The 18,376-nt window shown below is 35.5% G+C and carries 17 protein-coding genes and 1 pseudogene; 5 read left to right on the top strand and 13 right to left on the bottom strand.

Annotated features, from left to right (window positions below; genetic code table 11):
• Window positions 1-9: 9 nt before the first annotated feature.
• Complete coding sequence (tmk, locus tag GQ589_RS07000) at window positions 10-636, bottom strand: dTMP kinase (protein WP_160425331.1); 627 nt, start codon at window positions 634-636, stop codon at window positions 10-12.
• Between the two features lie 345 nt (window positions 637-981).
• Here tmk and GQ589_RS06995 point away from each other — a divergent pair, with 345 nt between their 5' ends.
• Entirely contained in the window at window positions 982-1,377 is a 396-nt protein-coding gene (locus tag GQ589_RS06995; protein ID WP_160425330.1) for a hypothetical protein, read from the top strand.
• A gap of 14 nt (window positions 1,378-1,391) precedes the next feature.
• On the top strand, window positions 1,392-1,748 hold the full coding sequence (gene frdD, locus GQ589_RS06990; protein ID WP_160411003.1) for a fumarate reductase subunit FrdD: 357 nt from the start codon (window positions 1,392-1,394) through the stop codon (window positions 1,746-1,748).
• Window positions 1,749-1,830: 82 nt separating this feature from the next.
• Here frdD and GQ589_RS06985 read toward each other — a convergent pair whose 3' ends face one another.
• The 8 genes from GQ589_RS06985 to mazG all read right to left on the bottom strand — a co-directional run bounded on the left by GQ589_RS06985 (window position 1,831) and on the right by mazG (window position 11,327).
• Window positions 1,831-2,700 carry a hypothetical protein gene (locus GQ589_RS06985; RefSeq protein WP_160400520.1) on the bottom strand — a complete coding sequence of 290 codons (870 nt, stop codon included), beginning with the start codon at window positions 2,698-2,700 and terminating at the stop codon, window positions 1,831-1,833.
• 74 nt (window positions 2,701-2,774) lie between these two features.
• The gene (gene yejF, locus GQ589_RS06980) at window positions 2,775-4,535 is read right to left on the bottom strand and encodes a microcin C ABC transporter ATP-binding protein YejF (protein ID WP_160425328.1); all 1,761 of its coding nucleotides are present in this window, start codon (window positions 4,533-4,535) and stop codon (window positions 2,775-2,777) included.
• Entirely contained in the window at window positions 4,532-5,563 is a 1,032-nt protein-coding gene (locus GQ589_RS06975) for an ABC transporter permease (protein ID WP_160400518.1), read from the bottom strand. The genes yejF and GQ589_RS06975 overlap by 4 nt, the downstream gene beginning before the upstream one ends.
• Window positions 5,563-6,651: a microcin C ABC transporter permease YejB gene (locus GQ589_RS06970; RefSeq protein WP_160400517.1), complete on the bottom strand. Its 1,089-nt coding sequence runs from the start codon at window positions 6,649-6,651 to the stop codon at window positions 5,563-5,565. Before GQ589_RS06970 ends, GQ589_RS06975 begins: the two co-directional genes overlap by 1 nt.
• Window position 6,652: 1 nt before the next feature.
• Window positions 6,653-8,461: an extracellular solute-binding protein gene (locus GQ589_RS06965; protein ID WP_160425360.1), complete on the bottom strand. Its 1,809-nt coding sequence runs from the start codon at window positions 8,459-8,461 to the stop codon at window positions 6,653-6,655.
• A gap of 404 nt (window positions 8,462-8,865) precedes the next feature.
• Entirely contained in the window at window positions 8,866-9,381 is a 516-nt protein-coding gene (locus GQ589_RS06960) for a ClbS/DfsB family four-helix bundle protein (RefSeq protein ID WP_160425327.1), read from the bottom strand.
• Window positions 9,382-10,057: 676 nt separating this feature from the next.
• The gene (locus tag GQ589_RS06955; RefSeq protein ID WP_065638500.1) at window positions 10,058-10,498 is read right to left on the bottom strand and encodes a hypothetical protein; all 441 of its coding nucleotides are present in this window, start codon (window positions 10,496-10,498) and stop codon (window positions 10,058-10,060) included.
• Window positions 10,491-11,327, bottom strand: coding sequence for a nucleoside triphosphate pyrophosphohydrolase (mazG, locus tag GQ589_RS06950; RefSeq protein ID WP_160411258.1), 837 nt, complete (start codon window positions 11,325-11,327; stop codon window positions 10,491-10,493). The genes GQ589_RS06955 and mazG overlap by 8 nt, the downstream gene beginning before the upstream one ends.
• A gap of 209 nt (window positions 11,328-11,536) precedes the next feature.
• Between mazG and GQ589_RS06945 the strand changes: the two genes are divergently transcribed.
• Together GQ589_RS06945 and GQ589_RS06940 are read left to right on the top strand one after the other, a co-directional pair.
• Window positions 11,537-13,540, top strand: coding sequence for an OPT family oligopeptide transporter (locus tag GQ589_RS06945; RefSeq protein WP_160425325.1), 2,004 nt, complete (start codon window positions 11,537-11,539; stop codon window positions 13,538-13,540).
• A 153-nt stretch (window positions 13,541-13,693) separates the two neighbouring features.
• On the top strand, window positions 13,694-15,616 hold the full coding sequence (locus tag GQ589_RS06940; protein ID WP_160425323.1) for an ABC transporter ATP-binding protein: 1,923 nt from the start codon (window positions 13,694-13,696) through the stop codon (window positions 15,614-15,616).
• A gap of 70 nt (window positions 15,617-15,686) precedes the next feature.
• On the opposite strand, the gene GQ589_RS06935 is transcribed toward GQ589_RS06940, so the two are convergent.
• Window positions 15,687-16,259, bottom strand: coding sequence for a TetR/AcrR family transcriptional regulator (locus GQ589_RS06935; protein ID WP_160401722.1), 573 nt, complete (start codon window positions 16,257-16,259; stop codon window positions 15,687-15,689).
• A gap of 180 nt (window positions 16,260-16,439) precedes the next feature.
• On the opposite strand from GQ589_RS06935, the gene GQ589_RS06930 reads away from it, so the two are divergent.
• The gene (locus GQ589_RS06930) at window positions 16,440-16,991 is read left to right on the top strand and encodes an HPP family protein (RefSeq protein WP_160401723.1); all 552 of its coding nucleotides are present in this window, start codon (window positions 16,440-16,442) and stop codon (window positions 16,989-16,991) included.
• A 206-nt stretch (window positions 16,992-17,197) separates the two neighbouring features.
• Here the strand turns inward: GQ589_RS06930 and nusG are convergent, their stop codons facing one another.
• From nusG to GQ589_RS06915, 3 genes and pseudogenes are all read right to left on the bottom strand, one after another.
• The gene (gene nusG / locus GQ589_RS06925; protein WP_160401724.1) at window positions 17,198-17,743 is read right to left on the bottom strand and encodes a transcription termination/antitermination protein NusG; all 546 of its coding nucleotides are present in this window, start codon (window positions 17,741-17,743) and stop codon (window positions 17,198-17,200) included.
• A gap of 2 nt (window positions 17,744-17,745) precedes the next feature.
• Complete coding sequence (gene secE, locus GQ589_RS06920) at window positions 17,746-18,147, bottom strand: preprotein translocase subunit SecE (RefSeq protein WP_160401725.1); 402 nt, start codon at window positions 18,145-18,147, stop codon at window positions 17,746-17,748.
• Window positions 18,148-18,284: 137 nt separating this feature from the next.
• Window positions 18,285-18,376 (bottom strand): annotated as a pseudogene (locus GQ589_RS06915) (elongation factor Tu); the annotation flags it as partial.

Genomic DNA, 18,376 nt, shown 5'->3' with positions numbered 1-18,376 from the left:
ATATTAAACCTATTTTGTTAACCATTTTGTTAAAGTTTGTTCAATTTGCTTGGTTACATTGTCAATTGATTGAGCTGCATCAATAATCATAATAGTATTGTCTTGCTTGGCAAGATCCAAATAACGTTGCCGGACTCGTTCAAAAAATGGCAACGATTGTTGCTCAATACGATCGAGTTTCCCTCTCGCTTTTGCGCGCATTAAACCAATTTCAGGAGCAATATCTAAATATAAAGTAAGATCAGGCTTAAAATCACCTAATACTTGTTCTTTTAATGTTGTTATAAAAGTTTGATCTAACTGACGCCCCCCACCTTGATAAGCCTGCGTTGACAAGTCATGACGATCACCTATCACCCACTTACCAGCTTTAAGTGCCGGTTTTATAACATTATCAATCAACTGAATACGCGCTGCATATAGCATTAACAATTCGGCTTTATCAGTTAAAGGGTCGTTATCTAAACCATTTTTAATCATATTGCGTAACGCTTCAGCAATCGGTGTGCCTCCTGGCTCTCTAGTAAATTGCAAATCGTCAATACTGTGTTGAATTAAAATGTGGGCAACGGCATTAATCGCCGTTGTCTTACCCGCCCCTTCAAGCCCTTCTATGACAATAAATTTGCCTGTCATACTAAATTCCTAATCTATTTATGATAAGCCTGTATTTAATATTGCGCTATTGTACGCTATTTTTATTCATTATTTTAGCTTGTATCATAAAAATAGCTTATTAAAATATAGTAGGTACATGGTTCAGAAACATCTAAATTATAAGGACACCTTTTAAATTAAAGTCAAATAAAACATAAATTAAACCATGACGCACATTATGCGAAGCATTACGTAAAAAAAAATATATTATAGCAATCTGTAAATTAATGACATTAAAGCCATTTAATCCTTATAATAATAAAGCAAACAATAACCCCGCCAAATAATAACGAGCACAAAACGTAATACAACCTAGAGAGATTTATGAATCAACAAAATAACAATAATTGCCTTGATGGTGTTCAAACCAATATAAAGCGTCCTTTTATAATCGCTATTATGTACAAATTAGTTCCTTTTTCGATGATTTGGATAAGTTTGGTTTTAATGTATGGTGTAGTTTGTATGTACACTAATTCTGTTGGGCAAGACGAGTTTTATCGCTTTATTTTCTTCTTGCGTAGCCCTTTTGTTGTCATGCTTAATTGTATCGCGTTATTTATTAGCGTCTTCCATACGATAACTTGGTTTAATTTAATGACTAAAACGATACCAAGCGCACTGTTAAATAAAAAGTCGAACAGATTATTACTGATTGTAGGACTGTGGGCAGTTATGCTAGCTGTATCGGTTTTCTTATTTTTATTTTTATTGAAATGAGTGGTATTGAATCAATGAAAAATCAACAAATTCAAACAACAAACAAAGATGGAAGCGTAATAAGAAGTTTGTTTATGCTTGGTGGAACATGGGCTGCTATGTTTGCCCCCATTGTGCTAATAATTATGGCGTTTATGCTCCCCTTTGGGGAGGTTGCGACGCGATCTTATATTCTTAAAATAGCCAATACAGACATAGGTAAAGTTCTTTTATTTTTGACAATTTCATTACCTGTCTGGTTTGGATTACAACAAATTTTAACTATTTTGCATGAGCATCAAATCCACCCAAAACGTGAAAAATTACTAACATTTGGCTTAGCATTAGCATGGACATTACATGCTATTTACCTATTGTTTATTCGAATGTGATAATGTTTTTCTAGTAAATAGATAGAATACAAAAAATGCCATCAACCAAATAACGTTTTTTGTATTCTTATATTCCTAAAAATTAATAATAAGTCAATTCTCGAGTCACCGTTGTTTGTTTACCACCTTGGTTATTTTTAACTTTACTTGCTGTTAGCCAATCATTTTTTTCATTAAAAGTTAAAAATTTAGTGACATAATGAGCCGCTTCTTTACCTGCGGATAAATAAGAAGAATCGATGGACATTAATCGATGATGTTCATTATCGTATTGATACGAAAAATCACTTTCATTTTTCATATTATTACTAAATTGATAGAGCACTTTAGCTAACTGTTGATTTTGATACTCAAACGTATAGGTTGACGCCCCTTTTTGTTCTGTACCTGTGTATTGCCCATTCTCATCAATTTCTTTTAGTTGCCATTGTACATTTTTATTGATCAGGCAATTATTCGTGTCGTACATATAATTATCGGTTTCAACAAAAACAAAATCAGCCGCTTTTTTGGTTTGTTGGGATAGTACAATTTTGCCTTGTTCATCAGTACTAAATTGAATAATGCTATTGGTTTTATCTTCTGCATCTTCAATAATATTTTCCCAACCTGATTTATTTTTTTGTAGGTGTTCAGAATAAATTCGGATATCTTTTTCTGAATAAAGATCGTAATGGCTTTGTGTGATAAGCCCATTGGAATCATACATTAGTGTATGCTTAGCTGTTGTACTATTTACATCACTATCACTACCTAATTTAGTCGTTGAATTTCTAACCTCTTGCTTAATACCTTTTATTGGTGAGTCAATATAATCAAGAATCTGAAAGATATAATTATTTGATTCAACAGTATTTTTAGTAAGATTATCACCACAAGTTAGCGCCATCACTTTTATCGACATGAACGACAAACAAGATGTTAATAAAAAAGTGAGTATTCGTTTTTGCATAATGAACCTGTTAAATAAATTAATGTATTGATTTATTAAAAATTAATTATAATTTAAATTATTGTTTTATATATTCATTTTTTACGCATCAACAGCGCATCATCCCAATTGACCTTTTTTTCTTGGTCTGGCTTTTTATTTTGTTGATTTTCTTGTTGAGTATTATCTTTATCAGTAAATTTTACTGTAGTTTCTATTTTTTCAATTTTATCTAGGTGAATCAAAGTCTTATTTTGTTTTCGCGGTAATTTATCCAAAAATGAAAGTAATGTTTTGGTATATTCATCTTCAGGTGAATAGAAAATCTTTTCACGTGAACCTTGTTCAATAATTTGACCTTCTTTCATTACAACCACTTGATGACACATAGAATAAACCAACGCTAAATCATGGCTAATAAATAAATAGCTAAGTTGATACTTTTCTTGCAACGACTTAAGTAAATAAATAATCTGTTTTTGAATAGTATGATCTAACGATGAGGTTGGCTCATCTAAAATCAATAGTTCTGGTTGTAAAATTAATGCGCGAGCAATGGCTATTCGTTGACGCTGTCCGCCAGAAAATTCGGTTGGATAACGATAACGCATTTCAGGGTCAAGACCAACTTCTTGCATAATATCAATTACCGCTTGTTCACGCTCCGCTCTACTTAGTTTTTTGTGAGTCACCAATCCTTCACTAATAATCTGCTCAACATTAAAACGTGGATTAAGTGATGAAAACGGATCTTGAAAGACCACTTGAATTCGGCTACGAAACGGTAACAATTTTTTAGCCTTTAAATGTTGTATCGGATGACTATCAAATAAAATATCACCTTGCGATTTAATCAATCGCAAAATCGCTAGTGCTGTAGTACTTTTACCCGATCCTGATTCCCCCACAATCCCAACTGTTTCGCCTTGGTGTACAGCAAATCCAATGTTGTTGACGATCTTCTTTTTTTGGTTAAGAAATAACTGTTTTTTCCCAATGACTTCAACATTAAGATGATTAACATTAAGCAGAATTCCAGGAGTATCAGGCAGCGGTACTGGTTCCCCGGTGGGTTCGGAATTTAATAATGTTTGAGTATATTCATGTTGTGGGCGTAAAAAAATACGCTGCTTATTATTGTATTCAACAATTTGCCCTTGTTGCATTACAGCCACTTTATCAGCTAGCTTTTTCACAATACTAAGATTATGTGAAATAAATAACATGCTCATATTCAGCTCTTTCTTCAGCTCTTTTAATAACTGAATAATTTGCGCCTGCACTGATACATCCAAAGCAGTAGTAGGTTCATCGGCAATCAATAATTTAGGATGCGTTAAAATCGCCATAGCAATCATTACTCGTTGCCTTTCACCACCTGATAGTTGGTGAGGATAAACCGATAACTTACTTTTTGGATCTTTAATTCCCACACGATCAAGGTATTGCAAAATCTCGCTACGTGCATTATGGCGACTCATACCTCGATGCAATGCAAGGACTTCGTAGAGCTGTTTCTCAACGGTATGCAAAGGGTTTAATGACACCATTGGCTCTTGGAAGATCATACTAATTTCATTACCACGGACTTTACGAAGTTCTTTGTCTGGCGCGTGTAATAATGATTTTTCTTCAAACAAAATCTCGCCAGTTGGATATACCACTTGTTCCTTACGTAATAATCGTAAAATAGATAGTGCGGTAATGCTTTTTCCTGAACCTGATTCCCCTACTAGCGCAAGTGTTTCTTGCTCATTAATATCAAAACTAATATTACTTACTACTTGCGATAGTAAATGTGCACCACGTTTAAATGCGATACTTAAATCCTGTACTGATAATAAAGGAGAACTCATTGATATGTTCCTTTGTTTGGATCAAAAGCATCTCTTACCGCCTCACCAATAAAAATAAGCAGTGACAGTAAAGTTGCAATAATTAAAAATGAACTAATACCCAGCCAAGGCGCTTGTAAATTATTTTTACCTTGTAATAATAAACGACCAAGGGATGGTGAATCAATCGGCAAACCAAAACCTAAAAAATCTAGTGATGTTAAAGTAGTAATTGATCCGCAAAGAATAAAAGGTAAAAAGGTTAATGTTGCTACCATAGCATTAGGTAAGATATGACTAAACATAATCTTACTATCACTTACCCCCATTGCTCTGGCTGCACGGATATAATCAAAATTACGAGTTCGTAAAAATTCGGTACGCACAATTCCAGCTAATCCCATCCAACCAAACAAAACAGTAATGCCGAGCAACCACCAAAAATCAAGTGGCAAAATGCTAGCCAATAAAATAATTACAAATAAACCTGGCAAACCGCACCAAATTTCAATAAATCGTTGCCCTATTAGATCAACTATTCCACCATAATAACCTTGAATTGCACCAATGATTACCCCGATAATTGAAGTAAACGCTGTTAAAAAAATAGCAAAAAACATTGAAATACGAAAGCCATACAAGATATTCGCTAATACATCAAACCCTGCATCAGTGGTTCCCAACCAATGTGACGACGAAGGTGGTGTTGGAAAAGTGCTTGATGTATCGTAAATTAATGTATTGTAACTATAACGAAACGGTGGCCATAAAATCCAACCATTAGCTTCTATTTTCTTTTGTACAGCAGGATCAAGATAATTAGTTTGCGTTTCTAATTGCCCACCAAATTCCGTTTCGGGATAAAAATGAAAAATTGGCGAATAGTAATTATCCTGATATTTAATAAAAATCGGTCTATCGTTAACAATAAAATCAGCAAATAAGCTAATCACAAAACAGATCATAAATAACCAAAGTGAATAATAGCCACGGCGATTATGTTTAAATCGTTGCCAACGTTGTTGATTAATAGAATAATGAGTGGTCATTAGTTGCGAGCCTCAAAGTCAATGCGTGGATCTATCATCATGTAAGACAAATCAGATAACAGCTTAGTAACAAGCCCAACCAACGTAAAAATGTAAAGTGACCCAAAAATCACGGGGTAATCACGTTGGATAATTGCCTCATAACCCAATAGACCAAGCCCATTAAGCGAAAAAATAATTTCGATAAGTAACGAACCAGTAAATAAAATCCCCACGAAAGCAGCAGGAAAGCCTGATATAATCAGCAATGTTGCATTACGAAAGACATGTTTATATAAAATTCTTCTTTCACTTAGCCCTTTAGCTCGTGCAGTTATTACATACTGTTTGCGGATTTCATCTAAAAATGAGTTTTTAGTCAGCATAGTAAGCGAAGCAAAACCGCCAATAACCATTGCAATAGTAGGCAAACAGATGTGCCATGCGTAATCTTTTACTTTGCCCCAAAAATCAAGTTGATCAAAATGATTCGAAACAAGCCCACGAAGTGGAAAAACATCCCAATAACTGCCACCCGCAAATAGCACAATCAATAACACCGCCAATAAAAAAGGCGGAATAGCATAACCAATAATAATTAACGTACTTGACCAAAAATCAAATGCAGAGCCATCTTTCACCGCTTTGCGAATACCTAAAGGGATTGAGATCAGATAAACAATTAAAGTACTCCATAACCCCAATGAAATTGAAACAGGTAAACTTTTGGCAATTAAACCTAAAACCGATTCACTTTTAAAAAAACTATTACCAAAATCAAATAGTATATATTTCTTTAGCGTCTCGATATAACGTTCAAATATTGGTTTATCAAAGCCGTATTGTTTTTCTATCATCGCAACAACTTGTGGATCAAGCCCACGTGAGCCTCGATAGTTCGACTCATGTTTATACTGTTGTACTGATGTTGAAGAACCACCACTCCCTGGCAATAATCCTTGCCCTGCTTGCGGGCCATTTTCAATCATAGCAAGCGCCTGATCGACTGGTCCACCTGGTGCAACTTGTACAATAAAAAAATTGATAGTCAAAATCACAAACAATGTTGGAATAATCAGCAACAGTCGACGAATAAGGTAATTTAGCATATTAATGTTCCTGATTTTTAGGCAGGCTAGCTGCTTTATTTGCATCATACCACCAACTATCAACCCCTATTGCATAAGTCGGTTGTATAGTTGGTTGCCCAAATTTGTTCCAATAGGCATAATACGTTTTACTGTTATACCACATTGGAATCATTGGATATTCTTGCGTTAAAATACGATCAAGTGCACGTCCTAATGGGACAAGTTCTTCTTGATTATCCACATTCTTAATAATTTCAGCGATAATGCCATCGATAGCTTTATTATGTAACCCCGAAGCATTCCACGATGAGTTAAGGTATTCGCTTCCCCAAAACATCAATAAATTAGAATTGGGATAATTTACGGCATAATAATCACGTGCAACCATATCATAATCACGCTCACGAACACGCCGTAAATGTTGTGCGGAATCTAACAAGGTAATTTTCATGGTGATCCCTAAACGGGCCAAATTTTGTTGAAAAGGAATAGCATATTTAATATCGCTACCAAGAGAACTGATCAGTTCAAATTCAAATGGCTGCTGCGTTTCGATATTAATTAACTTGCCGTCTTTAATTTCCCATCCAGCTTGTTTTAGTAATTCAGCCGCTTTTAATAAATTGTCACGATTAAAACCTTGCCCATCACTTTTAGGAATAGAATAAGCATTATCAAAAACAGCGTCAGGAATAATATGCTTATAAAGATTGAGCCACTTTAATTCTTGCCCTGTTGGCTTACCTTTTGCCGAATAAATAGTATTTTCAAAAAAGCTGTAAGGTCTTTTGTAACTGTCATAATAAAACGCATGATTTAGCCATTCAAAATCAAATGCCAGTGTGATAGCTTGACGAACTCTAATATCTTTAAATAGTTCTTTTTGTAAATTGAATGCTAGCCACTTAGTATCGGTTGCGGTTTTAACCGGTCTTTCTTGTTTAATAATATGGTTATTATCAAAATATCGACCTTGATATTGAGTAAACCAATTTTTGGGTTGATCTTCAGCTCGCAGATCATATTCACCAGCTTTAAAGGCTTCTAGTGAAACGTTATCATCCATATAATAATCAATACGTTTTTCGTCAAAATTATCTAGACCTTTATTAATCGGCAAATCACGCGCCCAATAATTCGGATTACGTCGATAAACAACATATTGCCCCATTTTATAATCACTAATATAGTAAGGACCACTACCCACTGGCGGGATGTTTAATGGCTCTGAAAAATCATGATGTTGCCAAAAATGTTGGGGAATAACTCGCATACTACCCACAAACGAAAGAAGCTTTTCACGATCCGACTCAGGGATATCAACTCGCACATGGTAATTATCTATCGCTTTAACGGCAACACCTTTATTATAAACACGGTATTGAGGCACGCCTTCGGTCATAAATTTATGAAAGGTAAATTCAACATCATAAGCAGTAATAGGCTTATCATCTTGAAAACGAGCACGAGGATTTATTGCCACTTCCGCCCAGCGATATTGATTAGAATAGGTAATTGACGTCGCAATAAGGGGATAAAAACTGGTAATATCATCCTCAGTATTAGTAAAAAGACTGTCATACAGCGCCCCAGAATTACGTTCAGGTGCGCCACGGCTAGCAAAGCGATTTAAATTATCAAAAGAACCAATTTCAGCCAGTTTAATTACGCCACCTTTAGGTGCATTAGGATTGACATAATCAAGGTGCTTAAAATCATCGGGATACTTGGGTTTACCTGACAGGGAATAGATCGTCTTATGATAAATCACCTCGTGTGGCTGGCGTGGCCCCACAAGCTCAACTTGCTGATTTTCAGGCAACGGCATTGGAGGATTAACATCGACTTCCTCCTCGATCTGGCGCTCAGTCTGTGGCGACACAGTTTGTTCTTCATCAGCAAAAACAGGATCAGCAAAAACAGGCGCAGAACAAACGACCATACCGCTTAAGCAACTCAAGATAAATAATACTGTTATAGGTTGTTTAATTCGACCAATCATCCCAATTCCATTCCTGCTCCATTTAACAATAACATATTGATAATAGCATATTTATGTCACTTCTTATTGATTATTAACAAATCAGTCATTCAAGGCAAACACAAGCCTCAATTAAGTTGCCTATTTTGCCAAACTTCAACTAAATGAGCAAAACCTAATTAATAAGATAAAAATAAAATGAGACTACTCACTAAAAAGACCCATTTGATAAAAAATGAGTCACATTGATTTTAAGCCAATGCGCTTAGCTTCTTCCACTTTCTAATCTTGGTTCTAAACGACTTAAAAGGCGCGACAGAATTGATATGGATAAAGCGCGCAACAGTCCATGCTTCAGGATACGGCGTTGTCCAATTGCGAGTATCTTTGATAAAGAGCGTATCTTCACTTAATGATTCGATCCACTTATTCCAAATTTCAATTTGTTGCTTAAATGAATGGATAAGCGCTTGCAATGATAAATCCTGATAAGTCTCATAAAAATGTTGGTATAAATCACCCAACCGATTCCATTTATAACCCGGCGCAGGTAATTCAGGCGTCTGGCCTGCAAGCTCATCATCATCCCAAGACTTAACCAAATTAAGCCAACCTAATTGATAAGCAATCATCTGAGCAGGCGTACGATCAACACCCTCCACCAAAGTGTCTTTTTGTGATTCAGACAACACCGCAAATTCATCAATAAATAACTTAGCTGTCTTGTTTATCTCGTCCAATAACTGCTGTTTACTTACATAAGCCATTTTGAATCCTCCTAGATTTTGTAACCTATTATCCCTTATCAATAAATAATCAAGATACTATAAACCATGTATAAAAAAAGGCAAACAACCTTTGCGATTTTAAAAATCAGCCTAATAAAAAACACCGACAAAAATCGGTCAGAAAAGGTATTGATTTTATTGAAGTTTTTTGAAATGGTATTTTAGGGGATTACCTTGATTTTATGTCCTATTTTTAGGACAAACAGTTCAGTCAATATACTCACTTATAACATACGACAAAAGTCGGTAAAGTTTATAAAATGCAGGATTAGCTTGTTGAAAAGCAAGAAAAACAGATAAAAGAACCAAGAAAAAACTTCAATAAAATCAATATCTTTCCTGACCGATTTTTGGGAGGGTTTTTGCGTTGTTTTTTATAAAAAAGTGACTTATAAAAACCACTTAAGACTATGTTATTTGTTTTATTTCAGCGTCAAAATGTACCAATAATTAAGGCTAGTTGCTTTATCAAGCAAAGAGCATGACTAGGTCATTATAAGCGTCAGACAACAATAACGTCAGGTTTAATGCGTTAGCAAATATTTGTATAGCCTCGGGGTCGAGGCTGTTATTCCATTAATTTATAACTATTTTAGAATAGTGTTAATTAACGATATAGGCAATAAGGTTTGTCCATTACAATAACGTCTTTTTATTATAAATAAACCACGTGCTTGCCCTTTTCTGGCTGGAAGGTTGCTTTGCCAAATTCATCTAAGAAATAAGCAATATGATCGGCTTTATCCCCCACTAGGCGCCCTTTGACTTTGTTCCATGTCATAAGAACTATCATGGCGTCGGGTTCGCAACAAATCAGCATGGGTTGTTCAAACTCCTCGTTCCAATAAAACTCGCCGCCGTATAATTTATGCGCAGTGAGTAATAAGTAACATCCATATTCTTGTGATATCATGTTGAGTTGTTCTTCTGATATGCTGAAGTTTTTTTCAGCTAGCTCACTGATGATCATTTCAACGACAGTGATGCTTTTTTCTGAATAATCGAGCTGGTTAATGCTCCATGTTGGGCTGTTTAAAATGGCATTTTGTGCCCATGCTTCGATTTCTTGATACAATTCGTTTTTTTGTTCAGTCATGTTGAGTTACTTCGCTATTAGGGTTAATTTGTTCTAGTTGTTTAACACTTTGCCACGCGGCTTCCATTTCTTCAAGTGTTGCTTGAGTTAAAGTAATATTTTTTTGTTGAAGGATCGATTCGACTTGTTTAAAACGTCGCGTAAATTTTTGGTTAGCCTGCTGCAAGCAGAGTTCCGATTTGATTTTTAAGTGCCTTGCTAAATTAACAGTTGCAAAAAATAGGTCACCAAGTTCTTCTTCAATTTTTTGTTGTTCACAATTGTTTTTGTTAAGCTCTTGTTCAACTTCGTTGAGTTCTTCTTTGACTTTGTCTAGAACTGGTTGTAATTCTGTCCAATCAAATCCAACCGATGCACAGCGTTTTTGTATTTTGTCGGCTTTTATTAAGGCGGGGAGCGCATTTGGTATGTCGTCTAATATTGAGTATTGTGAGCGGTTATTACGTTCGGTCTGTTTTAGTTGTTCCCAGTTTGGTTTTTCGGTATTGTTATTGCCAACAGTGTTGTTATTACCCAATAGATGGGGGTGGCGATGCACTAATTTATCCGCCACGGATTGACAAATATCGTCAAAATTAAATGCATTTTGTTCTTTTGCTAAATCGGCATAAAAAATAATGTGAAACAGTAGATCGCCAAGTTCATTTTTAAGTTCGTGCATATCTTGCCGTTCTATTGCGTCTAGTACTTCGTAGGTTTCTTCTAGTGTATAAGATTTTAAAGATTCAAAAGTTTGCACACGATCCCATTCGCACCCTTTTATCGGATCGCGCAGTTGTTGTGTGATGGATTGCAGGCGTTGTAATTCGTTCAAGGTATTTTCCGTCAGTTTTAGGTTAGTTGTGTTATTGTAAAGCTTTCACTACAAAAGCGTTATTGGTTTTAGCGCGAATGGAAATTTATTTTATTTTTATTGGTAAATTATTTGTTAAAAAAACGTTAACATCATGAAAAATAATGTTATTTATGGAACTTCTAGCTGATAAATGTAAATTAAGTATATAATACATAACTTTGAAATTAATTGTATAAAATAATATGAATAATCTACGAGAACTTACGTTAAGGGGTACCATTCTTGGTGCCCTTATTACTGTTATTTTTACGGCGTCAAATGTCTATCTAGGTTTGAAGGTAGGATTAACGTTTTCGTCAGCCATTCCTGCGGCAGTGATTTCGATGGCCGTATTAAGGCTGTTTTCGGGCGCCACTATTTTAGAAAATAATATGGTGCAAACCCAAGCTTCAGCAGCAGGAACGCTTTCATCCATCATTTTTGTTCTTCCTGGTTTGTTGATGATTGGTTATTGGCAAGGATTTCCGTTTTGGTTGACGTTTGCTGTGTGTGCCGGTGGCGGAATGCTTGGGGTTTTATTTTCTATCCCGTTGCGTCATGTGATGGTTGTTAAAAGTGATTTGCCTTATCCAGAGGGCGTGGCCGCCGCTGAAATTTTAAAGGCGGGCTCTAAAACCGATAATAACGAAGCAAATGATGGGCTTAAGGATATTTTATTTGGGGGCACAATCGCTTCTGTTGTTAGTTTGTTTACCAATGGCTTTCGCTTGTTATCTGATAGTGCGGCTTATTGGTTTAGTGCAGGTAAGTCTATCTTTCAATTACCTATGGGGTTTTCTTTAGCGTTACTTAGTGCTGGTTATTTAGTTGGCATTATGTCTGGTATTGCTATTTTGATTGGTACGATTATTGGTTGGGTCTTTGGTATTCCAATTTTAAGCGCGATTTATGATTATGATACTAGCGAACCATTAGCCAAAGTTGCAATGAACTTTTGGGCAAAAGATATCCGCTTTATTGGGGCTGGTACTATTGCGATTGCCGCTATTTGGACGCTATTGACTTTAGTTAAACCAATGATTGAAGGATTAAGGCTCTCTTTTAAAAGTATGCGTGCAGATGCGTTAGCTAATGATATTGCACCAACCGAGCGCGATTTATCACCTAAAGCTATTTTCTTAATCATGGCTGGTATGTTGGTTATTTTGTTAGTGACTTTTTATAGCTTTATTGCGGATAGTGGATTGTCGGCAGGCATTGCTTGGTCATTAGTGTTTTGTGCTACGTTGTTTGCTTTTATTATGGGCTTTTTAGTGGCTGCTGCGTGTGGTTATATGGCAGGGCTTGTGGGTTCATCAGCTAGCCCAATATCAGGCATTGCCATCGTTGCAGTGATTGTTATTTCATTGGTTTTATTGGGTTTGGGTGAAGTCAATGGTATGTTAGCTTCTATCGAGGGTTCTAATTTTGCCACAGCGCTTGCCCTGTTTACTACCAGTGCAGTGTTATCAATCGCTTGTATTTCAAACGATAATTTGCAAGATTTAAAAACAGGTTATTTAGTTCATGCTACGCCATGGAAACAACAAGTTGCGTTATTAATTGGCTGTGTGGTTGGTGCGATTGTTATCGCTCCTATTTTAGAAATTTTATATAACGCTTACGGCTTTACTGGTGCTTTACCTCGTGCTGATATGGATCCCAAACAAGTGTTAGCAGCACCACAAGCAACATTAATGACAACAATTGCTAAAGGTATTTTTTCGCATCAACTTGATTGGACAATGATTTTAATTGGGCTTGCTTTAGGTACAATTGTTATCATTATTGACTTAATTCTAGCTCAAAATAAATCTAAGTTTCGTATACCTGCTCTTGCTATTGGTTTGGGTATTTATTTACCGCCAAGTATTACAACACCAATTATTATTGGTACTTTTTTATCATGGATAATTAAACGTTATACTTATAAAAAAGCACAAGCACAAAATTTAGATCCAGAAGCGCAATTTAAGAAAGTGGATCGTAAAGCAGCATTGATTGCATCAGGGCTAATTGTTGGCGAGAGTTTGGTCGGCGTATTATTAGCTGTTGTGATTGTTATTAGTATTACAAGTGGCGGGAACGACGCACCGCTTGCTATTTCAGCCGATTTGGGTGTGCTGCCTGAGTTTTTAGGTCTTTTTGTTTTTGTGAGCGTTTGTCTGTTTTTTATTCGTCGTGCTTTGTCGGCAGTAAAAAAATAGTTTAGTTTAAACGCTATTAAATTTAAGCCCTTTATTCGTTGTAACAAAGGGCTTTTTTATTTACGTTGATTGTTTTTATGTCATGCTTTATTGTAAGGCATTAAAATAGTATTTTATTAACATATTTTATTTTGAATAATAGATAACAATATCATGATAGTATTTGACACCATCCAAGTTCGCCGCGGTATTAATTTACTTTTAGATAATGCCTCAGCTACGATTAATCCAAAACAAAAAGTCGGGTTAGTAGGTAAAAATGGTTGTGGAAAATCCACGTTATTTTCACTAATTAAAGGTGAAATTCAAGCTGATGCTGGCACGTTAAGTATTCCAGCCCAATGGCAACTTGCTTGGGTTAATCAAGAAACGCCAGCATTAGATATTCCTGCCATTGAATACGCTATTGATGGTGATCGTGAGTATCGACAATTAGAAAAGCAGTTAGATATTGCTAATCAGCAAAATAATGGCGAGCAAATTGCTCTTTTGCATGAAAAACTTGATACAATCGATGCGTGGACAATTCGCGCTCGAGCTGCAGCGCTTTTGCATGGTTTAGGGTTTTCTAACGAGCAATTGCAATCACCCGTTAAATCCTATTCTGGTGGCTGGCGAATGCGTTTAAATTTGGCTCAGGCATTAATGTGTCGCTCCGATTTATTACTACTTGATGAACCCACCAATCACCTTGATTTAGATGCTGTCATTTGGCTTGAAAAATGGTTAAGTAATTATTCAGGTACATTGATTTTAATTTCTCATGATCGTGATTTTTTAGATCCTTTAGTCAATAAAATTATTCATATTGAACAAAAAAGTTTATTTGAATACACCGGTAACTACTCGTCATTTGAGATCCAACGTTCAACTAAACTTGCTCAACAACAATCACTTTATGAAAGCCAGCAATTAAAAGTAGCGCATCTGCAAAGTTATATTGATCGTTTTAGAGCTAAAGCCACGAAAGCTAAGCAAGCACAAAGCCGAATAAAAATGTTAGAACGAATGGAGCTAATTGCACCTGCACATGTGGATAACCCATTTCATTTTAGCTTTAAACCATCAGAATTTTTGCCAAGTCCACTCTTAATGATGGACAAAGTTGTGGCTGGTTATGATAATAAAATTATATTAGAAAAGATTAAACTCAACTTAGTTCCTGGTTCACGTATTGGATTGTTAGGCCGCAATGGTGCTGGTAAATCAACACTCATTAAATTGCTAGCGGGCGAAATAGAGCCAAAAGAAGGAAAGATCAGTTTAGCAAAAGGTGTTCAATTAGGCTATTTTGCTCAACATCAATTGGAATATTTGCGTCCTGATGAATCCCCTCTTTGGCATTTAATGCAACTTTCCGAACCCCAAAATACGGAACAAGAGCTACGTAATTATTTAGGTGGATTTGATTTTCAGGGAGATAAAGTTACCGAGCCAGTTAAGACCTTTTCAGGCGGTGAAAAGGCCCGTCTTGTTTTAGCTTTAATTGTATGGCAAAAACCAAATCTACTTTTATTAGACGAACCAACTAACCATCTAGATCTAGATATGCGACAAGCGTTGACTGAGGCGTTAATTGATTTTGACGGTGCATTAGTGGTGGTGTCGCATGATCGCCATTTACTGCGTTCAACTACCGATGAATTCTATTTAGTCCATGATCATAAAGTGGAACCTTTTGATGGCGATCTTGATGATTATCAAAAGTGGTTAGCAGAAGTGCAAAAATCTGAACATCAATCCAATGATAAAAGTCAGTCAATAAAAAAAGAAAATACCAATAATGTTTCGGCTCAGGATCGTAAAGAACAAAAACGTAAACAAGCCGAATTGCGCGCACAAATGCAACCGATTAAGAAACAGTTACAAAAAGAAGAACAGTTACTTGATAAATTAACCAATCAATTAAAGCAAATTGAAGAACAATTGTCAGATCCTGCAATCTATGACGCGAGCAAAAAAAATGAACTTACAACTTTGTTACTAGAGCAAAGCCAACTTAAAAATCAATTAGAAGAAACAGAATTGCAATGGTTAGAATTACAACAACAGCTGGAGTCGTTTAACTTAGATTAAATTGATCATTTCTATTAAGAGGCTTGAGGTAATGGCTATCCATTATCTATAAGCCAGCTATTTAAATTATTCATAGGCTATCCTCTCCAATGTTATCGACGATATCATAGATGTACATTTTTGCCTGTTCAAAGTCATATCCCTCAATACCAAAAACGGATGTGCAAGATATCATACCTTCAAGTATTAACATAATTAGACAAGATGCCTGTTCACATGACTTTGTGCCTCCTAGACATTCAAAAATTCTATCTTGAAGCCATTTTTTATGTTCGCTCACAATAGCGCATATTTCTTCGCTTTTATTGTTATATTCAGACTTAGCTCGTACAAACATACAACCGCGGTAGTTATCATTCTTAAACCATTTTATATGCCATGAAATAATTGCATTGATTTTGTCTTTTTTCTCAGAAAAAACAGCGATAACATCTGTAAGTGATTTTTTAAAAAAAACATTCCGCCTAAGTAATACTTTACTTACCAGCCCATTTTTGTCACCAAAATATTTATATAACGTTCTTTTTGATACACCTGCATTTTCTGCAACAAGCTCTAAACTAACAGGATGATACCCATATTCATTAAATAGCGATTCAGCCGCAACAAGTATCGTATCAACAATTTCAGGTTTCAATTTCATTTTTTATTATTTGTAATTTCTAGAATATTTTCGATTTTATCACAATAGCTCTAATGAAGTTAATTATAAATAACATTTGACCTTTTAAGTCAATAAATATACATTAAGTAAACGATATCGTTTACTTAATATGGTTACTTGTTTTATTAAGATCCCACATTAACCAAACAGGAGAGATTTATGCTAGAAAAATTAAAAGGAGGAGAGGTGATGCAACCTAAGCCTCATGCAGTAGCTATATTGAGAGGATTTATTGGGGGTGCTTTAGGGATTTTGACTTTGCTCGTAATCACTCATTGGGGAGGTACATTAGCAATTATGGCTCCATTTGGTGCAACATGCGTGTTGTTATTTGCTGTCCCTAAATCGCCATTGGCACAACCAAGAAGTGTTATAGGAGGGCATTTTGTTTCGTCTTTTATAGGTGTGTTATTCATTAATTTATTTAGCAATGGAATTATACCGATAGCATTAGCTGTTGGGACATCTATCGCATTGATGCAGTTACTGCGTGTAATTCACGCCCCTGCTGGTGCAAATCCTATTCTAATCATGATGTCTGGAATGACTGACTATTCATTCTTGATAACACCAGTACTTGTAGGTTCGGTTTTATTAGTCATGGTTGCTTTAATAGTTAATAATATAGGAGCCGAAGCTCGTTGGCCTAACTATTGGTTGGGATATCACTTTGATATGGGTAAAAGAATAAAAAAATCTAAAAAAGAGTAGACTGCCTGTATTATATTAATAAGTTAAATTATGATCCTATAGTGGTTTTACCTAGCTTGGCTACTTACTTTAATAAAATACATTAGAAATAGAACTATTATTCTCAAAAGGCATTGTATTTGTTTCATAAAAACAAAAACCACAAGATAGACTCTTGTGGTTTTTAAAAAAATACTGTAATTCAGTGAAAAAACTATATCAAAAGATTAGCTCTTTTCAACTTGGCTAAAATCTAGCTCTACCGGTGTCGAACGTCCAAAAATAGAAACAGACACTTTTAAGCGACTTTTTTCGTAGTCAACCTCTTCGACAACACCGTTAAAGTCAGCAAATGGACCTTCGTTAACACGAACAAGCTCACCCGGTTCAAATAATGTTTTAGGACGTGGTTTATCACCAACTTGTTGTAGACGATTCATGATTGCATCAACTTCACGTTGGCTAATCGGTGCAGGTCGATCCGATGTTCCACCAATGAATCCCATTGTTCTTGGTACACTTTTTACTAAATGCCAAGTCGCATCATTCATCATCATTTCGACTAATACATAACCGGGGAAGAATTTACGTTCACTTTTGCGACGTTGACCACTTTTCATTTCAACAACTTCTTCGGTTGGTACCAATACTTCGCCAAATGCATCTTCCATATTATGTAATTTAATATATTCACGCAATGATTGTGCAACACGGGCTTCATAGCCTGAATAAGCTTGAATAACATACCATCGTTTTTGCTGTGTTTCACTCATTGTTAGCGCCCTATTGATGTTAAATAAAAAATTACTGAACGGAAGAAAGAGTCCATTCCCCAAAGCGCCAAACCAACAACAATTGTGATAGCCGCAATTAGTAAAGTTGTTTGTGTCGTTTCTTTACGAGTTGGCCATACAACTTTTCTTAACTCTTTTCTAGATTCTTGTAAAAATGATAAAAATAATTTACCTTTACGGGTTGTTATCGCAATGAATAAAGCCAACAGCGAAATGATAACAACCGCAATAATCCGAACGATTGAATTAGGTTGATATATATCATTAGGTTCAGAAAAATAAAAGTTTCCCCAAACAACAAATGCAATCAATACTAGAACTAAACCCCATCTGAATTTATCTAAAATAGTATTTGGATCTTGATTCTCGTTACTTACTAGCATATAAAACCTATATTATGTTATTTATAATAATATCCATTTTCCAAAATGCTCTTTTAATAAAAACATTTTGCTAAACAGACTAGATAAGAAAGGGCATCGACTGACACCCTTTCTATTGCCGCTAAGGCTTAACTAAATTATTTAATAACTTTAGCAACCACACCAGCACCAACAGTACGACCACCTTCACGAATCGCAAAACGTAAACCTTCTGCCATCGCGATTGGGT

The organism is Gilliamella sp. Pas-s27, assembly GCF_009795865.1.
GTDB lineage: Bacteria > Pseudomonadota > Gammaproteobacteria > Enterobacterales > Orbaceae > Gilliamella.
This window is presented reverse-complemented; position numbering and strand designations above follow the sequence as displayed.